Annotated in this window: 20 protein-coding genes; 3 read left to right on the top strand and 17 right to left on the bottom strand. The window is 73.1% G+C overall.

Annotation, left to right across the window (positions count from 1 at the left end; genetic code table 11):
* Positions 1–234 precede the first annotated feature (234 nt).
* A complete protein-coding gene (gene phoH2 / locus K7472_RS04285; protein WP_222973993.1) occupies positions 235–1554 on the bottom strand; it encodes an RNA 5'-3' helicase PhoH2 in 1320 nt (439 codons plus the stop codon).
* Positions 1555–1876: 322 nt separating this feature from the next.
* Positions 1877–2638 carry an isoprenyl transferase gene (locus tag K7472_RS04280; protein ID WP_222973991.1) on the bottom strand — a complete coding sequence of 254 codons (762 nt, stop codon included), beginning with the start codon at positions 2636–2638 and terminating at the stop codon, positions 1877–1879.
* A gap of 159 nt (positions 2639–2797) precedes the next feature.
* Here K7472_RS04280 and mgrA point away from each other — a divergent pair, with 159 nt between their 5' ends.
* Positions 2798–3838: an L-glyceraldehyde 3-phosphate reductase gene (mgrA, locus tag K7472_RS04275; RefSeq protein WP_222973989.1), complete on the top strand. Its 1041-nt coding sequence runs from the start codon at positions 2798–2800 to the stop codon at positions 3836–3838.
* 124 nt (positions 3839–3962) lie between these two features.
* Here the strand turns inward: mgrA and K7472_RS04270 are convergent, their stop codons facing one another.
* The gene (locus K7472_RS04270; protein ID WP_222973986.1) at positions 3963–4628 is read right to left on the bottom strand and encodes a prepilin peptidase; all 666 of its coding nucleotides are present in this window, start codon (positions 4626–4628) and stop codon (positions 3963–3965) included.
* A gap of 35 nt (positions 4629–4663) precedes the next feature.
* A complete protein-coding gene (locus K7472_RS04265) occupies positions 4664–5236 on the bottom strand; it encodes a hypothetical protein (protein ID WP_308013767.1) in 573 nt (190 codons plus the stop codon).
* A gap of 452 nt (positions 5237–5688) precedes the next feature.
* On the opposite strand from K7472_RS04265, the gene K7472_RS04260 reads away from it, so the two are divergent.
* A complete protein-coding gene (locus K7472_RS04260; RefSeq protein WP_222973984.1) occupies positions 5689–6096 on the top strand; it encodes a DUF192 domain-containing protein in 408 nt (135 codons plus the stop codon).
* On the opposite strand, the gene K7472_RS04255 is transcribed toward K7472_RS04260, so the two are convergent.
* From K7472_RS04255 to K7472_RS04200, 13 genes are all read right to left on the bottom strand, one after another.
* Entirely contained in the window at positions 6068–6730 is a 663-nt protein-coding gene (locus K7472_RS04255; RefSeq protein WP_222973982.1) for an OmpA family protein, read from the bottom strand. The genes K7472_RS04260 and K7472_RS04255 overlap by 29 nt on opposite strands.
* On the bottom strand, positions 6727–7341 hold the full coding sequence (locus tag K7472_RS04250; protein ID WP_222973980.1) for a hypothetical protein: 615 nt from the start codon (positions 7339–7341) through the stop codon (positions 6727–6729). The genes K7472_RS04255 and K7472_RS04250 overlap by 4 nt, the downstream gene beginning before the upstream one ends.
* A 17-nt stretch (positions 7342–7358) precedes the next feature.
* On the bottom strand, positions 7359–8060 hold the full coding sequence (locus K7472_RS04245) for a pilus assembly protein TadG-related protein (protein ID WP_308013766.1): 702 nt from the start codon (positions 8058–8060) through the stop codon (positions 7359–7361).
* 50 nt (positions 8061–8110) lie between these two features.
* Positions 8111–8347 carry a hypothetical protein gene (locus tag K7472_RS04240; RefSeq protein ID WP_252395107.1) on the bottom strand — a complete coding sequence of 79 codons (237 nt, stop codon included), beginning with the start codon at positions 8345–8347 and terminating at the stop codon, positions 8111–8113.
* A 229-nt stretch (positions 8348–8576) separates the two neighbouring features.
* Positions 8577–9359: a LuxR C-terminal-related transcriptional regulator gene (locus K7472_RS32445; RefSeq protein ID WP_308013765.1), complete on the bottom strand. Its 783-nt coding sequence runs from the start codon at positions 9357–9359 to the stop codon at positions 8577–8579.
* A complete protein-coding gene (locus K7472_RS32440) occupies positions 9356–10246 on the bottom strand; it encodes a DUF5936 domain-containing protein (RefSeq protein ID WP_252395036.1) in 891 nt (296 codons plus the stop codon). The genes K7472_RS32445 and K7472_RS32440 overlap by 4 nt, the downstream gene beginning before the upstream one ends.
* A gap of 78 nt (positions 10247–10324) precedes the next feature.
* Positions 10325–11263 (bottom strand): type II secretion system F family protein, encoded by a 939-nt coding sequence (locus K7472_RS04230; RefSeq protein ID WP_222973976.1) that lies wholly within the window; start codon positions 11261–11263, stop codon positions 10325–10327.
* 2 nt (positions 11264–11265) lie between these two features.
* Positions 11266–12606, bottom strand: a complete 1341-nt coding sequence (locus K7472_RS04225; RefSeq protein WP_222973973.1) for a TadA family conjugal transfer-associated ATPase — start codon at positions 12604–12606, stop codon at positions 11266–11268.
* 5 nt (positions 12607–12611) lie between these two features.
* Positions 12612–13007 carry a TadE/TadG family type IV pilus assembly protein gene (locus K7472_RS04220; protein ID WP_222973972.1) on the bottom strand — a complete coding sequence of 132 codons (396 nt, stop codon included), beginning with the start codon at positions 13005–13007 and terminating at the stop codon, positions 12612–12614.
* Positions 13004–13381, bottom strand: a complete 378-nt coding sequence (locus K7472_RS04215; protein ID WP_222973969.1) for a TadE/TadG family type IV pilus assembly protein — start codon at positions 13379–13381, stop codon at positions 13004–13006. Before K7472_RS04215 ends, K7472_RS04220 begins: the two co-directional genes overlap by 4 nt.
* Before the next feature lie 2 nt (positions 13382–13383).
* The gene (locus K7472_RS04210; protein ID WP_222973967.1) at positions 13384–14646 is read right to left on the bottom strand and encodes a CpaE/TadZ family protein; all 1263 of its coding nucleotides are present in this window, start codon (positions 14644–14646) and stop codon (positions 13384–13386) included.
* A gap of 7 nt (positions 14647–14653) precedes the next feature.
* Positions 14654–15361, bottom strand: a complete 708-nt coding sequence (gene cpaB, locus K7472_RS04205) for a Flp pilus assembly protein CpaB (protein WP_222973965.1) — start codon at positions 15359–15361, stop codon at positions 14654–14656.
* 107 nt (positions 15362–15468) lie between these two features.
* Positions 15469–16311 (bottom strand): hypothetical protein, encoded by an 843-nt coding sequence (locus tag K7472_RS04200; RefSeq protein WP_222973963.1) that lies wholly within the window; start codon positions 16309–16311, stop codon positions 15469–15471.
* Between the two features lie 341 nt (positions 16312–16652).
* Between K7472_RS04200 and K7472_RS04195 the strand changes: the two genes are divergently transcribed.
* Positions 16653–18311 carry a chitinase gene (locus tag K7472_RS04195; RefSeq protein WP_222973961.1) on the top strand — a complete coding sequence of 553 codons (1659 nt, stop codon included), beginning with the start codon at positions 16653–16655 and terminating at the stop codon, positions 18309–18311.
* Positions 18312–18591: the final 280 nt, after the last annotated feature.

The following is an 18591-nucleotide window of genomic DNA, read 5'->3' as shown; positions in this document are numbered from 1 at the left end:
CGGTGCGCCGTAAGCGGGACCTGACAGCCCCACACCCTGCCCGACGATGACGCGCTAAGGCAATTCTCAGTTGCGTGGCGAACGTCACAACGCGTTTGGGCCTGCTGGTTTCACGGAAACCCCGGCGTGTCGCCCCCGGACACGGCTAGGCTGCTGCGCCCTTCACGGACGCAGCAGCCTCAGCGTGTCAAATCCTTTACGCGCAGCGACCGTTGGCCACTGCTTCGGCGGGTCCTACGGCTGGACGTCCTCCAGCATCTCGGTCACCAGTGCGGCGATCGGGGAGCGCTCGGAGCGGGTCAGCGTCACATGGGCGAACAGCGGATGACCCTTCAGTTTCTCCACCACGGCGACCACTCCGTCATATCGTCCGACCCGAAGATTGTCCCGTTGTGCCACGTCGTGGGTGAGAACGACCCGGGATCCGGCGCCGATCCGGGACAGAACGGTCAACAGCACGTTCCGCTCCAGGGATTGCGCCTCGTCCACGATCACAAAGGCGTCGTGCAGCGAGCGGCCCCGGATGTGGGTGAGCGGCAGCACCTCCAGCATGCCGCGTTCCACGACCTCCTCGATGACGTCCGCCGAGGTGACCGCCGAGAGCGTGTCGAAGACCGCCTGCGCCCAAGGGCTCATCTTCTCCGACTCGTTGCCCGGCAGGTAGCCCAGCTCCTGTCCGCCCACCGCGTACAGCGGCCGGAAGACCATCACCTTGCGGTGCTGCCGCCGCTCCAGCACGGCTTCCAGGCCCGCGCACAGCGCCAGCGCCGACTTGCCGGTGCCCGCCCGGCCGCCCAGCGAGACGATGCCGACCTCCGGGTCGAGCAGCAGGTCCAGCGCGATCCGCTGCTCGGCGCTGCGGCCGTGCAGCCCGAACGCCTCCCGGTCGCCGCGTACCAGCCGCACCGAGCCGTCCTCGGCGACCCGGCCCAGCGCCTTGCCGCGTTCCGACTGGAGCACCAGGCCGGTGTGGACCGGCAGCTCCTCGGTGCCCGGCAGGGCGGTGGTCTCCTCGGCGAAGAGCCGGTCGACGTCCGCGCCGGTCACCTGGAGCTCCGCCATTCCGGTGTATCCGGAGGTGATGGCCAGTTCCGCGCGGTACTCCTCGGCCAGCAGCCCGACCGCGGACGCCTTGATGCGCAGCGGCAGGTCCTTGGAGACGACGGTGACGTCGTACCCCTCCGCCTGGAGGTTGCGGGCGACCGCCAGGATGCGCGAGTCGTTGTCGCCGAGGCGGAAGCCGGCCGGAAGCACGCCCGGGTCGGAGTGGTTCAGCTCGACCCTGAGCGATCCGCCGAGCTCCCCGATCGGGATGGGCGCGTCCAGCCGCCCGTAGCGGATCCGGTACTCGTCCAGCAGCCGCAGCGCCTGGCGGGCGAAGTAGCCGAGTTCCGGGTGGTGGCGCTTGGCCTCCAGCTCCGTCACCACGACGACCGGCAGCACCACTTCGTGCTCGTCGAACCGCATGACGGCGTTGGGGTCGGCCAGCAGCACGCTGGTGTCGAGGACATAGGTGTGCCGGTCGTGCTCCCGGCGATTCTTGCTGGTCACCACGGGTGGACGAACCCCCTCGGGAGAGGTGTCGAGGCGACGGCGGTACGGACTGCGCGCGCGTCGCGCGGTACTGGACCGGGGCCGGACCCGTGGGCCGAGGACCGGCCCGCACCGTGACGCGGCCCGCCCGAAGGGGCTGGGCCGATGGACAGCACGTCCGTGTGCACTGGGCCTCCCGGACGGACGGCGCGCAGCCGCCCGCTCAGTCGTCCGGCGCCCGTGGCCCGGGTGCCGGTCTGAGGGGGGTATTCCCGCGAAAGTGGTTGCGTATGCGACGAGGTCCGCGCGTGGGACGGAGGGCTACGCCCGGGGGACGGGTGCGCTAGTTGCCGTAGCGGCGGTGGCGGGCCGCGTAGTCACGCAGGGCGCGCAGGAAGTCGACCTTGCGGAACGCGGGCCAGAAGACCTCGCAGAAGTAGTACTCCGAATGGGCGGACTGCCACAGCATGAATCCGGACAGCCGCTGCTCGCCCGAGGTGCGGATGATCAGGTCCGGGTCGGGCTGGCCGCGGGTGTAGAGGTGTTCGGCGATGTGGTCGATGTCCAGCACCTCGGCGATGTCCTCCACCGAGGTGCCGCGCGAGGCGTGGTCGAGCAGCAGCGAGCGGACCGCGTCCGCGATCTCCTGGCGGCCGCCGTAGCCCACGGCGACGTTCACCAGCAGGCCGTCCGCCTCCCGGGTGGCCTCCTCGGCCTCCTTCAGCACCGCCTGGGTGTGACCCGGCAGCAGGTCCAGGGTGCCGACGTGGTGGACCCGCCAGCGGCCCCTGGCGGCCAGGCCGGAGACCGCGCCCTCGATGATGCCGAGCAGGGGGTTGAGCTCCTCCGGCGGGCGGCTGAGGTTGTCGGTGGACAGCAGCCACAGGGTGACCACCTCGACACCGGTCTCCTCGCACCAGCCGAGCATCTCGGCGATCTTGTCCGCCCCGGCCCGGTGGCCCTCCACCGCGCTGCCGCCGGAGGCCTTCGCCCAGCGCCGGTTGCCGTCGAGGATGACGCCGATGTGCTTGGGGGCCTGCGCGAGATCCAGCCGGGACTCGACGCGGCGTGCGTAGAGCCCGTACACCAGGTCGCGCAGATTCATGCTTTCCAGCCCCTCGAAATACGGCACCCCGCGGCTCACCATACTGCGCTGGGGGCCGCGACCACGACCCCGGGGCGAGGTTCGGAACCCTTGCGGGGGCCGGGCGCAAGCCGACGCGCGGGCGGTCCGCCGACCGGAAACCCGTGATAGGCAGGGCGTATGGATGTACGTTCCCTCTATCGCGCCGCCGACGAGCGCTACGCCGGCATGGAGTACCGCCGCACCGGACGCAGCGGACTGAAGCTCCCGGCGGTCTCGCTGGGCCTGTGGCACAACTTCGGCGACGACCGCACGCTCGGCTCCCAGCGGGCCATCCTGCGCCGCGCCTTCGACCTCGGCGTCACCCACTTCGACCTGGCCAACAACTACGGCCCGCCCTACGGCTCCGCCGAGTCCAACTTCGGCACCCTGATGGCCCAGGACTTCCGCCCGTACCGCGACGAGCTGGTCATCTCGACCAAGGCGGGCTACGACATGTGGCCCGGCCCGTACGGCGAATGGGGTTCGCGCAAGTACCTGCTGGCCAGCCTCGACCAGTCGCTGAAGCGCATGGGCGTCGACTACGTCGACATCTTCTACTCGCACCGCTTCGACCCCGACACCCCGCTGGAGGAGACCATGGGCGCGCTGGCGTCCGCGGTCCAGCAGGGCAAGGCGCTCTACGTGGGCGTCTCGTCGTACAACGCGGAGCGCACGGCGCAGGCGGCGCGGCTGCTGCGGGAGGTGGGCGTCCCGGCGCTGATCCACCAGCCCTCGTACTCCATGATCAACCGCTGGATCGAGGACGACCGGCTGCTGGACACCCTGGAGGCGGAGGGCATGGGCTGCATCTGCTTCGCGCCGCTCGCCCAGGGGATGCTGACGGACAAGTACCTCGGCGGCATCCCGGAGGACTCACGGGCCGCGCAGGGCACGTCGCTCGACCCGCACCTGCTCACCGACGAGGTGGTCGAACGGCTGCGCGGGCTCAACGAGATCGCCCGGCGGCGCGGCCAGTCCCTCGCGCAGCTCGCGCTCAGCTGGGTGCTGCGTGACGAACGGGTGACCTCGGCGCTGATCGGCGCGTCCAGCGTCGCCCAGCTGGAGGCCAACGTCGCGGCGGTCGGCGCGCCCGCGCTGACCGACGACGAACTGCGGGAGATCGACTCGTTCGCGGTGGACTCCGGCGTCAACATCTGGTCCCGCAGCAGCGAGGCATGAGGCGAGCGGCGGGGGCGTGAGCGGGGCGGCGGGGGCGTGCGCCGCTGGGGCCGCCCCCGCCGACGGCCCGTCAGTGCGCCGCAGCCCCCGCGCGATGCCACCCCCGCGCGGTGCCGACGCCCCGTCAGTGCGCCGCCGCGCCCAGCAGCACTCCGCCCAGCGTGCCCGCCAGCATGAACGGGCCGAAGGGGATCGCGGTGTGCCGTCCCGCCCGCCGGGTGGCCAGCAGCACCAGGGCCACGAGCGCGCCGCAGCCGAAGCACAGCACCGTGCCGGTCAGCAGCACCGGCCAGCCGTACCAGGCCAGCGCCATACCGAGCGTCGGCGCGAGCTTGACGTCGCCGAAGGCCATGCCGGAGGGGTTGATCACCATCAGCCCGAAGTAGCCGACGCCGAGCGCCAGTCCGCCCAGCAGCGCGCGCGGCCAGGACCCGGCGTGCGCGGGCAGCAGCGCGGCGCCGCCCAGGGCGAGGGCGGTCCCGGCGGCGGCCGGCAGCGTCAGCGCGTCCGGCAGCCGCATCGCCGTCAGGTCGACCCGGGCCAGCGTGAGCCCGACCGGCGCGAGCAGCAGCCACACCGCCAACTCCGGCCTTACGCCCACCACTTGGCCGAGCGCGGCGCACACCAGGCAGCCCAGCAGCGCGGACCGTATCCGTACCGCCCGGCTCACGGCGGTGGATTCGTGGTCCGCGCCGGGGGCCGCCAGCCGGTGGGCCGTGCGGGGGACGGCGGAGCCGGTGGCGAGGCCCCACAGCGCGGCCGCGCAGACGACGAGGACGTGAGGAGCCACCCGGGTGACGCTACCGCCGGTCGCGGCGCGCGGTCTCAGGTCTTGACGATGTTGCCCTTGCCGACCGTGCCGACCTGCACGCTGTCGGCGATCATGTCCGCCATCCCCTGGGTGAAGTCGGGGCCTTCGCCCTGGATGCGGATGAGCACCGGGCGGTCGCGGGCGTCCACCACGCGCAGGTAGACCACCCGGGTGCTGGGGCCGTGCTTGCCGTGCCGGTAGGTGTAGGTGACCTGGTCCGCGGGCTTGTCGCCGAGGGTGAACGCGGGGCTGCGCTTGACCTTGGCGCCCTTGGGCCGCGCCGGCCAGCCCTTGCCGGGGGCGGGCAGCACCTCGACGGTGGCGATCTCCTTGCCGTCCTGCTTCCAGACCGCGCCGGCCAGCGCGCCGTGCGGCAGGGCCGACGACGGCAGGTTGGTCCAGTCCTTGGGGTGGGCGAACGCCACGCCGTCCGCGTTGACGTAGTTCCAGCTGTCCGGTGCCCCGGCGCCCACTCCGCACCCGGTGGTGGTCGCACCCAGCAGCAGGACGCCGCCGAGGGCGACCGCCGCCGCGTTCCAGCGTCCGGCGCCGCGCTTGGAGCCGCTGCCGCGCTTCGAGCCGCTCACGCTCACTTCACCCTGCCGTTCACCTTGCCGTCCGGTACGGGCGCGGCCGGTGATCCGGGGCGCCCGGGGGGTGTGTCCCTCTGCTAAGACGCCGCACAGGTTCCCCTGGTGCCCTTTCCGTGACGGAAAGCACAGATGAACACGCGATCGCCGGAGAACGGCCGGATGGCGGGGCCCGGTGCGGGGGCGGGGTGACGCGGCGTGCCGCCGTCCGGGTGGCCGGATCACGTCCCTGGGAACGGCCGGATCACGGCGGGGAGCGAGCGGAGGGGAAGCGGAAAGAGAACGGGCCGATCCGCGGGGTGGGATGCGGATCGGCCCGAGGGGGGGACTCTCACTGTAGCGCGCGATCGGGTGGGCGGGGCCCCTTCGGACACCGAATGCCCGGTCGGGAGCGGGAAAAGAGACCGGATGACCTGTTGTACGCAGGTTGACGCGGGGAGGGCGACGTCATGGGGTGGAGCGACGGGCGGGCGGTGCTGCGGGTCCCGGCGGACGGCGGCGGCGCCGTCGCCGTACCGCTGGAGGTGGCCGCGTCCTACCGGGCGCGCAGCCGGGGACTGCTGGGGCGGGACGGCGTCGAGGGCGCGATGCTGCTGACCCCCGCCTCCGGGGTGCACACCTTCCGCATGCGGTTCGCCCTCGACGTGGCCTATCTGGACCGGCGGATGCGGGTGCTGGCGGTGCGCACGATGCCGCGCAACCGGCTGGGGCTGCCCAGGCCGCGTTCCCGTCACGTGCTGGAGGCGGCGGCCGGGGCGATGGCGGGGTGGGGGCTGCGGCCCGGGACGGTGGTCGCGGTGGAGCCGGTCGCGCCGGAGCCGCCCGGCGTCAGTCGCCCGTCGTCTTCGGGAACGTGATCTCGACGCGCCGGTTCTGGCGGCGGCCCGCCTCGGTGGAGTTGTCGGCGATCGGGTACTGCTCGGCGTAGCCGCGTACGTCGAACTGGATCGAACCGTCGTCCGGGAGGTCCCTGGCGAGTTCGGTGTAGACCGCCTCGGCGCGCTGCTTGGAGAGGGTGACGCCGTGCGCGTGGGTGCCGAGGTCGTCGGTGAAGCCGAAGACGTGCACCCAGGTGGCGTGCTGCTGGGCGATCTCGTCGGCGATGGCCCGCAGCCGGGCGTCGGCGTCCGGGCTCAGGGTGGCGCTGTCCTTGGTGAACATCACCTCGGACTGGAGGTCGAAGGTGACGGCGGCCGGGGTGTCGGAGACCCGTTCGTCCCCGGCGGAGTCCGACTCGACCGTCTCGATGTCCAGCACCTCGGGCGCCGCGAGCGTGGCTCCGGGCTGGAGGCGCAGTCCCGCCGCGTGCGGGTCGACCTGGGCCGGCGGCGAGGACGCGGTGGACGGCGCCGGGCCGGGACCGTCGTCCGCGGTGGCGACGCCCGGAGCGGCCGGGCCGAGGGCCGCGGCGGCCAGCAGCGCGAGGGCGGCCACCGTGGCGCGGTGCCGGGCGGCCGGCCTCGCGCCGCGCCGGGCGGTCGCGGGCCTCATCCCGAGATCGCGATCGTCGCGGAGGGCAGGGTCGGCACCTCGAAGTCCACCTGCGCGGTGGACGCGGGCGGCGCGGGGAACTGCGCGAAGACCGGGATGTCGGCGCCGGGCTGGATGATGTCCAGGCCGGTGGTGCACAGGCAGCGGCCGTCGGTGTCGCGCAGCACGTAGTAGCGCTTCTTGGCGGCGAGGTCCACGAGGCTGGCCCCGGCGAGCGAGCCGCCGTTCTTCACGAGCGCCTCCTCGTCGCCGCGCCAGTTCGCGGCCTGGGTGAACGGCTGGTCCCCGGTGTTGCGCACGGTGCCGGAGACGGTGACGAAGCCGCCGGACTCGCGGCGGGCCGAGGTGAGGGTGAGGACGATGCCGTCCGGGCCCTTGATGGTGGCCAGTACGGTGCCGCTGTCGCCGCTTGGCGCACCGCCCCCCGAACCGCTCGCCGCGCCCGGGTCGCTGGGGGCACCCGCCGAAGTGCCGCCGCCCGCGGCCGGTTTGGCGCCGCCACCGCAGCCGGTGAGCGCGAGGGCCAGCCCGACACTGGTCGCCACCGCCGCCGCGCCGGTGGCGAACCGCGCCGTCCGCCCGGTCCTCCGGCTCCTCGGGGTCCTCGTCATGGCCGTTCCTTCGTCGCTCAGCTGGTCAGGTGTACGTCGAACAGGTCCGCAACGGACGGGAAGACGGTCAGGTCCGAGGGGTCGACCGGCCAGCCGTGTCCGTCGCACGTCAACGTGCCCACCGGGCCGGTGGCGGAGGGACTGGGCGACGGACTCGGCGAGGGACCGCCAACCGGCGCTCCCGGCGAGGGAGTCGGGCTTGAGGTCGAAGAGGGCGCGGGCTGTACGGGCTGCCACGCGCAGCGGGGCCCGATCGCGGCGCTCGCGTCGGCGTGCGCCCTGCGGTTCTCGGTGCCCGCCAGCACGGAGCGGCCCACGGTGTAGTCGGTCTCCACGGTGACCGCGTAGCCGTCCAGGCCCTGGGGCCGGCAGTCGGTGGTGTGCGCCTTGTTGAGCGCGGCGAACTCCCCCGCCTTGTCGCAGGAGTCGCGCAGCCCGGGCAGGTCGCCGTCGAGCAGCGTGCCGATGTCGTCGAGCCGTCCCGTGCGGAAGGCGTCGAGCAGCGCGTCGCGCACCTGGTCGCCGCTGTCCTGGGCGGCGGCGAGCGCGGCGGAGTCGGCCGCCGTCTGCGCCCCGTTGCGGGTGGCGGCGGCCTGGCCGACGGCGAAGTAGGCGAACGCGAGGAAGAGCAGCGCGCCGATCACCACCACGTAGACGGGCATCATCTGGCCCCGGTCGTCGCGCCGGAGACCGGGGAGCAGGACGGAGCCCGGGGCCACCTCACAGGACGGGCCGGGACCGGGGCCGTTCAACGTGGCGTGCCGGGCGGTTACTTGGCGACCTTGGCGATCTGTGCGGTGATCGCGTCGTAGATGGTGGTGCCGATGTTCGTGCCGAGGATGGCGGCCACGATCAGGACGACGACCGCGATGATCCCCAGGTACTCGACCGACGTCTGGCCCCGGTCGGCCTTGGCGGCGACCCGGCGCACCACCGTGTCGCGCCAGCCGGTGATCCGCAGGTGGGCGGTGGTGGCCGCCCTGGAGGCGATGGTGTGCTCCCGCATCTTCCGCACGACGGACCTCTCCTTCGGTGACGCGCAGAACGCGTTCGGTGACGCTGGGGACGCCCGGAGAGTAAGGGGACAGCCGTGCCTGTTTCGAGGGCCCGGGGGCCCAAACGGGGGCCCAGGCGGCAGCGGTTGGGGAGTGCGGCGGCAGCGCGCGCGACGGGAGCCGGGCGTTCAGCCGGAGCCGCGCGCGTAACGGGAGCCGGATGCCTCGCGTCATCACCGCTCACCCCTCCCCTCGGAGTGTCCACGTGCCCAGCCAGAGGGCGATCGCCTTGCTGCGGCTGTCGGCGCGGAGTTTGCCGAAGATGCGGTTGATGTGGTTCTTGACGGTCTTCTCGCTGATGAAGCAGGCCGCCGCGATCTGCTGGTTGGTCATGCCCCCGGCGATCAGCTCCATCACCTCCTCCTCACGCGGGCTGAGGCCGAAGCGGGTCCGGTCCGCCGCCGCACGTCTCGACTGTCCCACATCCGATTGCAGTTGCGAAGGCCCAGATTGCGACTGCAAAGGAATGGGTGCGGCAGCCGTCCCGGTGGCTCCAGAGCTCCCGGCCGTCCCGCCCCCGGCGCGCATCCGGGCCAGCAGCACCGTCGCCGCGCCGGCCGAGAACGCCGCCCGGCCCGCCGCCACGTCCCGTACCGCGTCCAGCAGTTGGCCGGGCGTGAACTCGCCGTGCACCAGGTAACCGCCCGCGCCCCGGTGGATCGCCTCCTCGACGGCGGCCCGCCCGCCGGTGAACGACAGCGCCAACACCGGTGTCAGCGCGGCGAGTTCCGGCAGCGCGGCGGGGCCCTCGGCTCCGGGCAGGCGCGGGTCGAGCAGGACGAGGTCGGGCCGGTGGGCGGCGACCGCCTCGCGCGCGGCGCCGCCGTCCGCCGCCTCGGCGACCACCTCGACCCCGTCCTCGGCCGACAGCAGCGCGGCCAGGCCCGCCCGCACCACCGCCGCGGCGTCCGCCACGACCACCCGCACCGCGGGCGCCGCGCGGGCCCGCCCCGCCCCGCTCACCTGCCCAGCACCTGGCCCACGCCCACGTCGCTGCCCAGGAAGAAGCCCGCGATCAGCAGGATCATCGTGGCCGGGACCATGAACGTCGTGATGACCAGCGTGGACTTCGGGACCGCGCGGGCCGCCTGGCGGCGGGCGTTCTGCGCGTCGGTGCGGCGCATGTCCTGGGCGATCTGGATGAGGGTGTCGGCGATCGGCGCGCCCAGTTCCTCGCCCTGCTGCAACGCGGTGGTGAACTGGGCGACCGCCTCGGAGTCGTTGCGGCGGCGCAGGTCGTCGAAGGCCTGGCGGCGGCTGACGCCCAGGTCCATCTGGCGCAGGGTGATGCGGATCTCGTCGGCCCACGGCCCGCGGTAGTTGTCGGCGACGCGTTCCAGCGCCTGGCGAAAGCCGAGGCCCGCGCTGACGACGACCGCGAGCACGTCGAGGAAGTCGGCGAGGGTGCGTTCGATCTCCGCCTTGCGCTGCCGGATCGCCAGCCGGATCCCGACGTCCGTCCACCACACGCCGAACGCCAGCAGCGGCGGCGCGACCAGCCACTCCCCCCTGACCAGGAAGACCACCGCGCCGAAGAACCCGAGGAAGCCGTAGACCGCGCGCCGTGCCGCGTACCGGTCGACGGTCAGGCCGCCGGGGTTGCCGGCCAGGTCCAGCCTGCGCCGCAGCCGGTTGACGCGTGCCGGGCCCATCGCCCGCAGCACGGCGGGCGCCCACCGCATGCCGAGCCGGTCGACCACCGAGCCGACCGCCGTGGTCCGCGTCGCGCCGACCTCCAGGGCGAGCGCCAGGTCGTCGGGCAGCACCACCTCCCGGCGGTACAGCGCGATCCCGTACGCGATCCCCGCGACCGACAGCGCGGCCAGCAGCCCCAGCAGCGCTCCCGCCATCACCCCTGCCTCCCCTCGTACGAACCGGCGCCCGTCAGGCGCCCGCACACCGTCACGCGCCGACACGCCATCCCGCGCTCACACATCGATCCGCGCCAGCCGCCGGATGACCAGGAAGCCGATTCCGTAGAGCGCGAACGCCACCACGACGGCCGCCTGTCCCAGGAACGTCCCGGTCATGGTGTCCAACGAGCCGGGCGCCATCCGGTTGAGCATCAGCAGCGCGCCGATCCCGATCGCCGGGACCGCGTAGGCGGTGACGGTGACCTGGGAGAGGGTGGTGCGCACCTCGCGCCGGGTCTCCTTGCGTTCCTGGAGCGTCTCGGTGAGGTTGCGCAGCGACTCCACCAGCGTGCCGCCCGCGCGGCTGGCGAGCACCAACGTGGTGACCAGGACGGCGAGTTCGCGCGAGGGCAGCCGCTCGCGCAGGTCGCCGAGCGCGTCCTCCAGCGAGTGGCCGACCGCCAGCGCGTCGGCGACCTTGGTCAGTTCCTCGCCCGCCGGTGCCTCCAGTTCGTCGGCGGCCATGCCGATGGAGGTGCGCAGCGCGAGCCCGGCGGAGGCGCTGTTGGCCAGCAGCCGGGAGAGTTCGGGGAGTTGGCCGATGAACCGTTCGATGCGCTTGCGGTGCCGCCAGTTGAGGAACGCGTACGCGGACCAGGCGGCGATCGCGCCCGCGAGCGGCCCGAAGAACGGTGCCAGCACGGCCGCCGCCAGCACCCACAGCCCGGCCACCGCGACCACCATCCACGCGGTGAACTCGCCCGGGCTGACGTCGAGTCCGGTGGCGGCGAGCCTGCGGTCCAGGCCGCGTCCGTAGCGGGTCCGGGCCACCGCGGCGTCCAGCCCGGCGAACCGTTCGCGGCGCCCGGGGTGCCGCGCGGGGCCGGCGCCGGTGAGCCGGTCTACCAGCTCCCGCCGCTCCGCGCGCCCTCCCGCCCACACCCGCAGCCCCCACACGGCGAGCACGCAGGCGGCGAACGCGGCGCCCAGCGCGAACCAGCCCATCGGTCGCATCGCTACTCCGCCTTCCGCAGGGTGAGTTGGTCCTCGCCGGTGGCCACGCCGAACGCGGGCGGCACCGCCTCACCCGCCAGGTACAGGCGGTCGGCGGTCCGGCGCGGCAGCGGGTGGTGCTCGTAGAAGCCCCGGGTGACGCGGTCGGCGGCGAGCGGCCCGGCCCTGAACTCCCCCGCGGTCACCAGCCGGAAGCCCTCCCGGCCGCGCGAGGACAGCAACGCGATCTCGGTGACGCGGCGCGATCCGTCGGCGCTGCGGGTGAGCTGCACGATGACGTCCACCGCGCTGTTGATCTGGTCGCGCAGCGCCTCGAACGGCACCTTGACCTCGCTCATCGAGGCCAGCGTCTGGAGCCGCATCAGCGCGTCCTCGGCCGAGTTGGCGTGCACGGTGGCGAGCGAGCCGTCATGGCCCGTGGACATCGCCTGGAGCATGTCGAGGGTCTCGCCGCCGCGCACCTCGCCGACGATGATGCGGTCGGGCCGCATGCGCAGCGAGTTGCGGACCAGGTCGCGGATGGTGATGCGGCCCTTGTTCTCGACGTTGGGCGGGCGGCTCTCCAGCCGGATCACGTGGCTCTGCTGGAGCTGGAGTTCGGCCGCGTCCTCGACGGTGATGATGCGCTCGCCGTCGGGGATCAGCCCGGACAGCGCGTTGAGCAGGGTGGTCTTGCCCGAGCCGGTGGCGCCGGAGACGATCAGGTTGAACTTGGCGCGTACCAGGGCGGCCAGCAGCGTCAGCATGTGCTCGTCCAGCGAGCCCAGCTCCAGCAGTTCGGCGAGGGTGTAGGAGCGCGGGAAGCGGCGGATGGTCAGCGTCGGGCCGGTCAGCGACAGCGGCGGGATGATGACGTTGACGCGCTCACCGGACGGCAGCCGGGCGTCGACCATCGGATTCGACTCGTCCACGCGGCGGTTGACGGTGGACACGATGCGTTCGATGGTCTGCATCAGCTGCTCGGTGGAGGCGAACCGCGCGTCCACCCGCTCGACCCGGCCGGCCCGCTCGACGTAGACGTGGTCGGGCCCGTTGACCATGATCTCGGTGACGCTCGCGTCCTCCAGCAGCGGTTCCAGCACGCCGAGGCCGAGCGCCTCGTCGACGACCCGCCGGATCAGCGAGGTCCGCTCCTGGGTGGACAGGACCGGGCCCTCGCGGCTGATGATGTGGCCGAGGACGCGTTCGAGCCGCCGTCTGCGCTCGGCCATCGCGAGCGACGACATCTCGGCGAGGTCGATCTCCTCCAGCAGCTTGGCGCGGTAGGTGGCGGTCAGGTGGCTCTCCTGCTGCCGCCCGGAGTCCGGTTCGGGGGCGGCGACACGGGAACGCAGGCTCGTCATGCGCATCAGTCCCGGGGCATGGTGGCGCTGCGCGTCACCGGGTCGAGGAAGGAGATTCCGGGCAGGACGGACGGCACGGTCACGGTGGCGGTCGCCGTCACCCGGTCCGCGCCCTCGTCAAGGCCTATCCGGGGCTTGAGCCAGTCACTGGCGGAGGCGGCCCCGGCGGCGGCGTTGTCGGTACGGGCGGCGGCCCGCGCGGCGGTCCCGGCCTGCACGCCCGCGTAGGCGACCAGGCCCAACTGGACTCCGGCGAGGGCCACGAGCAGGAGGACGGGCAGGAAGCCGAGGTATTCGATGGCGACGGACCCGCGATCGCCGGTGGGCCGCCGCGTCCGTATGGCGCCGGGCCTTCCAGCGTTCCCGCTCACCACGTCCGCCCGTCCCGCGTTCCCGCTCACGGCGTCTCCTTCCCCGCGCCCGCCGTCCCGTCCACGGTGAACGGGAAGGCCAGGAAGCCGGGGACGAGCACCGGCACCTTCAGGGCGACCTTCGCGGTCACCACGTCACCGGAGCCGCCGACGGCCACCGAGGCGTTCGCCGCCCACGCGGACGGCAGGTCGGCGTCGGCGGCGGCCCGGGCGTCCTGGCCCACCGCCGCGGCCCGCGCGGCCCGGTCGGCGGCGTCGCCCGCGAGCGTGAACGTGTAACCGGCCAGCACGAACTGCCAGATCAGCAGCAGCGTCAGCAGGATCAGCGGGGTCATCCCCAGCAGCTCGACGCTGATCTGCCCGCGATCGGACCGCAGGCCCTTCCTGACGTCTCGCGGGCGCATCCTCAGCTCCCTCCCCCGGCGCCGATGGCCCTGCGCTCCGAGCGGCGCGGCAGGCGGTGCGGGGTGCGTTCGGCGCGTGCCGGGGCGGCGGGAGCACCGGCCACGCCGAGCTCCGCCGCCAGCGACCACAGCGCCTTGCGGATGGTGCCGCGCGGGTCGAGTTCGTCCATCCGGCCGCTGTCCACGACCGCCTGGAGTTCCTTGAACGCGGCGGGCACGACAGTGCGGGCGGCTCGGGTGCCGGTGACGCGTTCGACCAGGGCGGGCTGGATCTCGGTGTGCCGGGTGTGGCGGTTGACGACCGTGCGCACGTCCTGCGGCTTGCGCACCCGCAGGCGGTCCCACAGCCGCACGGTGCGCTTGGCGGCCCGGACGGCCACCACGTCCGGGGTGAGCAACAGCAGGGCGGTGTCCGCGAGTTCGACGGCGACCGCGCTGGCGCCCTCCAGGCGGCTGCCGCAGTCGATCACCACGACGTCGTGCCGGGCGCGCAGCGCGGTGACGATCTGGCGGGCGGCGCGGTCGGTGACCGCCTCGCCCTGTTCGCCGTCGGCGGGGGCGAGCAGCAGCGACAGGCCGCTGGGGTGGCTGAACATGGCGTCCGCCAGCACCCGCGAGGAGAGGTCGGTGATCTCCGCGAGGTCGGCGATGGAACGCCGGAAGCGCACGTCGAGATAGGAGGCGAGGTCCCCGGTCTGGAGGTCCATGTCGACCAGCGCGACCGAGCGGCCGGACGCCTGGGCGGCGAGGGCGAGTTGGACGGCGGTGACGGTGGCGCCGACTCCGCCCTTGGCGCCGGAGACGGTCACCACCGTGCCGGCCCGCTCGCCCGGCGCGTCCGCGCCGCCCCCGCCGAGGTGCCGCCGTACGCCGGAGGCCCACGCGGCGGCCGAGCGCACCCGGGGCGCCAGTTCCTCGTACGACGGCGGCAGGCCGATCAGCCCGCGCGCGCCCGCGTCCATCGCGGCGGAGTACAGCGCCGGGCCCTGGTCGGCGCTGAGCAGGATCACGCCGACGGCCGGGAAGCGCAGGGCGACCTCCCGCACCAGGTCCAGCGGGGGCAGCGGCCCGACATCCTCGTGGACGAGGACCACTTCGGGCAGGTCGTCCACGCCGGAGGCGGCGAGCGCGGCGAGGGTGTCGAGGAGGGCGGCGGAGTCGGCGACGGTGGTGGCCGGTTCGGTGCCGGGCACCTGACCGAGCAGGGTGGTGGTGGTCCGCGCGGCGTCGGGGTCGGCGACGGCGGCCAGCAGGCGGATGGTCATGCGCGTCTCACTTGTCGCCGTCGAGGGTGTAGGTGCGCTGGTCCTGCGGGACCGAGGGGCTGCCGGGGGCGACCAGGGCGAGCCGGACCTTCGTCGCGAACGACTCGGCGTAGGCGACGCGTTGGGCGTCCTCGGTCTGGAGCGCGAAGGTGATGGGGACCTGCTTGCCCGGGTCCCGGCTGTCGTTCTGGTCGCTGGTCTGCCCGGCCTGGGTGATCTTCCCGATCTCCAGCACCCGGGCGTCGCTGACGATGATCCGCGACTCGGGCTTGCCGCCCGGGCCGCCGTTGGCGAAGGTGGCGAAGATGTTGACCTGGTCACCGGGGTCGATGGTCCCGGCCACGCCGGTCTCGGCGTCCACCATGATCGCGATCTCCTGTTCGTCGGGCCGCAGTTGGGGCCGGTCGGAGACCATGTCGGTCTGGAGCAGCGAGCCCTTGCTGAGCGCGGCGGCGGCGATCTTGCCGTTGACGTCGCCGAGGTCGGTGACGGCGGTCGCGGGCAGCCAGCGCTTCGGCACGTTCACCCGGTGGAACTGGTCGGGGCTCAGCGGCTGGTAGGCGGGTATGTCCTGGTCCAGCTCGTACGCCGTCGTCTCGGACCCCACCTTGGAGTCGACGTCGCCCACGACGGCGACGACTCCGAAGAAGGCGGCGATCGCGCACAGGACGGACAGCGCGAGCAGGACCACACCGCGCCGCTGACGTGAGTTCATCGACAGGACCAATCGCTTCGGACGGGGGACGAACGGACTGGCTGTGCTGTGCGTATGAAGCTGTGCGTATGAAGCTGTGCCGGTGAAGGTCTGTGCGGCCGTGCGGGCTACGGAACGGCGCCGTGCTCCGCCGGTTCGGTAGCCGGGCAGGCGCAGAACGCGCAGCGGTCGCCGACGAGTTCGAGCCCGCAGCAGCGGCAGTGCGCGCGGTGTGCGGAGGTGACGAGCTGGTAGAGCACGCCGACGTCCTCGATGTACGCGGCGAACTCCACGAGCCGGGCCGTGCCCCACCAGCGGGCCGAGTCCTGCGGCAGCGCGAACTCGCTCACGTGACCGCAGTTCCACTCGGGGCCGAGCCGGGAGCGCACCCACTCGTCGGCCAGGCCGTGCGCGGCCAGCGCGAGGTGGGTGGGGTAGTCGGGCCCGGGCAGCCGGGTGTGCGGGCCGAGGGTGGTGAGGGTGGCGGCGGGGGCGGCGAGGACCGCGAAGCGGGCGCCCGGCAGCCAGGAGCGCAGGTGCGGGCCGAGGCCGACCTCCAGCCGGTCGAGCCCGGTCACGCTGGACAGGACCGCGCCCGCGTGCAGGTAGTGGGCGAGCAGCCGGGCCGCGCTGGCGAGTACGCCGGGCCCGAGGTCGTAGCGGGAGATCTGGCGTAACTGCCGGGCGAGCAGGGCCAGGGCGAGCGGCGGCAGGTCCACCTCGACCAGTGCCATCCGGTCGGTCTCCAGCAGTGAACGGATCGCGTGCAGCCGTCTGCGGTGCTCGTCCGGCAGGCCCGCCGGGACCAGGACGACGAGGTGGCCGACCGCCTCCAGCGCGGCCCAGGCCGTCGACAGCGCCTGGTCCAGGGGCTGTTGGTCCGGCGCGGGCAGCACGAGACCGGCCGGGGTGTGCTGGTCGGGGGCGGGCAGCAGGAGGTCCTTGCTGGTCACGCCGATGACGGTCGACATGCGCACCCCCTGCGTCTCACCGCTGCCCAGACACCCGCCCGTTGAACCCCTCGCGCCTCACGGTGGCCCGCAGCCTATCCGGGATTTACGGGATGAGCAGTGCCTTCTGCTACCCAACCGCGACGCACCGCAACCATGCGGGTAGCCGGGGCCGGACCATGCGGGAGGCAGCGCCCGGACCACGCGGGAGGCCGTGCCCCGACCGCGCGGCAAGCCTGTGCCCGAGCCATGCGGGAAGGCCGTGCCCGAACCCTTGACACCAGCACTGGTCTGGACCACTTTGGTCCAGGCCAATAGCCACCACCCTCCCGACGCGCGAGCGTTGCCCCCAGGAGGCTTCAATGTCAGGTCCACGCCATCACGACGCGCCGGGCTGTCGCGGCCCACGGCACTCCCGGCGCCCGCTCCCCCTGCTCACCGCCGCCGCCGTGGCGCTCTCGGCAGCCGGGATCGGCCTGTTCACCCTGTCCACGGCGAACCCGGCCGGCGCGGCCGACGCCAACCTGGCCGCCAACCCCGGCTTCGAGTCCGGCCTGTCCGGCTGGACGTGCACCGCGAACAGCGGCACGACCGTCTCCAGCCCGGTGCACAGCGGCAGTTCGGCCCTGAAGGCGACCCCGTCGTCGTCGGACGACGCGCAGTGCTCGCAGGTCGTCAGCGTCCAGCCGAACTCCTCGTACACCCTGAGCGCGTACGTGCAGGGCAGTTACGTCTACCTGGGCGCGACCGGGACCGGCGGCACCGACCCGTCGACCTGGACGCCGTCGGCCTCCTCCTACCAGCAGTTGTCGACCACGTTCACCACGGGTGCGAGCACCACGTCGGTCACGGTCTACCTGCACGGCTGGTACGGGCAGCCCGCCTACTACGCCGACGACGTCTCCCTGACCGGGCCCGCGGGCTCCGGCTCCACGACCGGCGGGACGTCCACCGGAGGCACGTCTTCGGGCTCGACCACGGGCGGGTCCACGACGGGCGGTTCCACGACCGGGGGTTCGACCACGGGAGGCTCGACGACCGGCGGGTCCACGACCGGGGGTTCGACCACCGGAGGGTCCACCACCGGGGGCTCCACGACCGGGGGTTCGACCGGCGGTTCGACCGGTCCGGGCGGGGGCGGCCTGCCCAAGCACGCGGTCACCGGCTACTGGCAGGACTTCTGCAACGGCGCCACCGTCCAGAAGCTCTCGGACGTCAACAGCGCCTACGACATCGTCGCGGTCGCGTTCGCCAACGCCACCACCACGCCCGGCGCGGTGGACTTCAGCCTCGACTCCTGCCTGAACTACACCGACGCCCAGTTCAAGGCGGACATCAAGGCGGCGCAGGCGGCGGGCAAGAAGGTCATCATCTCGGTCGGCGGCCAGAACGGCACGATCTCGGTCACCGACTCCACCTCGGCGACCAACTTCGCCAACAGCGTCTACTCGCTGATGCAGACCTACGGCTTCGACGGCGTCGACATCGACCTGGAGAACGGGATCAACCCGACGTACATGAGCCAGGCGCTGGAGGACCTGTCGGCGAAGGCGGGCTCGGGCCTGATCGTCACGATGGCCCCGCAGACCATCGACATGCTCTCGCCGTCCAGCGACTACCTGGCGACCGCGCTGAAGATCAAGAACATCCTCACCGTGGTCAACACCCAGTACTACAACTCGGGTTCGATGAACGGCTGCGACGGCAACGTCTACTCCGAGGGCTCGGTGGACTTCATCACCTCGCTCGCCTGCACCGCGATCCAGGCCGGGCTCGACCCCTCGCAGGTCGGCATCGGCGTCCCGGCCTCCTCCAGCGCGGCAGGCAGCGGCTACGTCTCGCCGTCCGTCGTGAACAACGCGCTGGACTGCCTGACCCAGGGCACCGGCTGCGGGTCCTTCAAGCCGTCGGCCAAGTGGCCGACGCTGCGCGGCGCGATGACCTGGTCCACCAACTGGGACGCCAGCAACGGCAACCAGTTCGCCTCCCAGGTCGGCGCGCACGTCCACGCGCTGCCGTAACGGCACGGACGAACGCCCGGTGGGCGGGGACGCGGACCGCGCTCCCGCCCACCGGCGTGTGCGGTCGCGGCACCACCTGAACGTCGGCCACGGCCCGGGCCGTCGGCCGCACCGAGAGGGTCCAGCGGCAGTCCGTGTCGCGTATGACGAGGGTCAACGAGCTTCCCTGCTTAAGCAGTTCACGCTCCGTGTGCGTCCCGGTGTGCCGTAACGCGGTCACCCCGTCCGCGTGCGGCATGCCCGCGGCGCGGGCCCAGGGCGCCCGCGCCGGGTCCGGGTC

The sequence above is a fragment of the Streptantibioticus parmotrematis genome (assembly GCF_019890615.1).
Classification (GTDB): Bacteria; Actinomycetota; Actinomycetes; order Streptomycetales; family Streptomycetaceae; genus Streptantibioticus_D; species Streptantibioticus_D parmotrematis.
The sequence above is the reverse complement of the archived record's forward strand: the minus strand, read 5'-3'. Positions and strand labels throughout refer to the sequence as shown.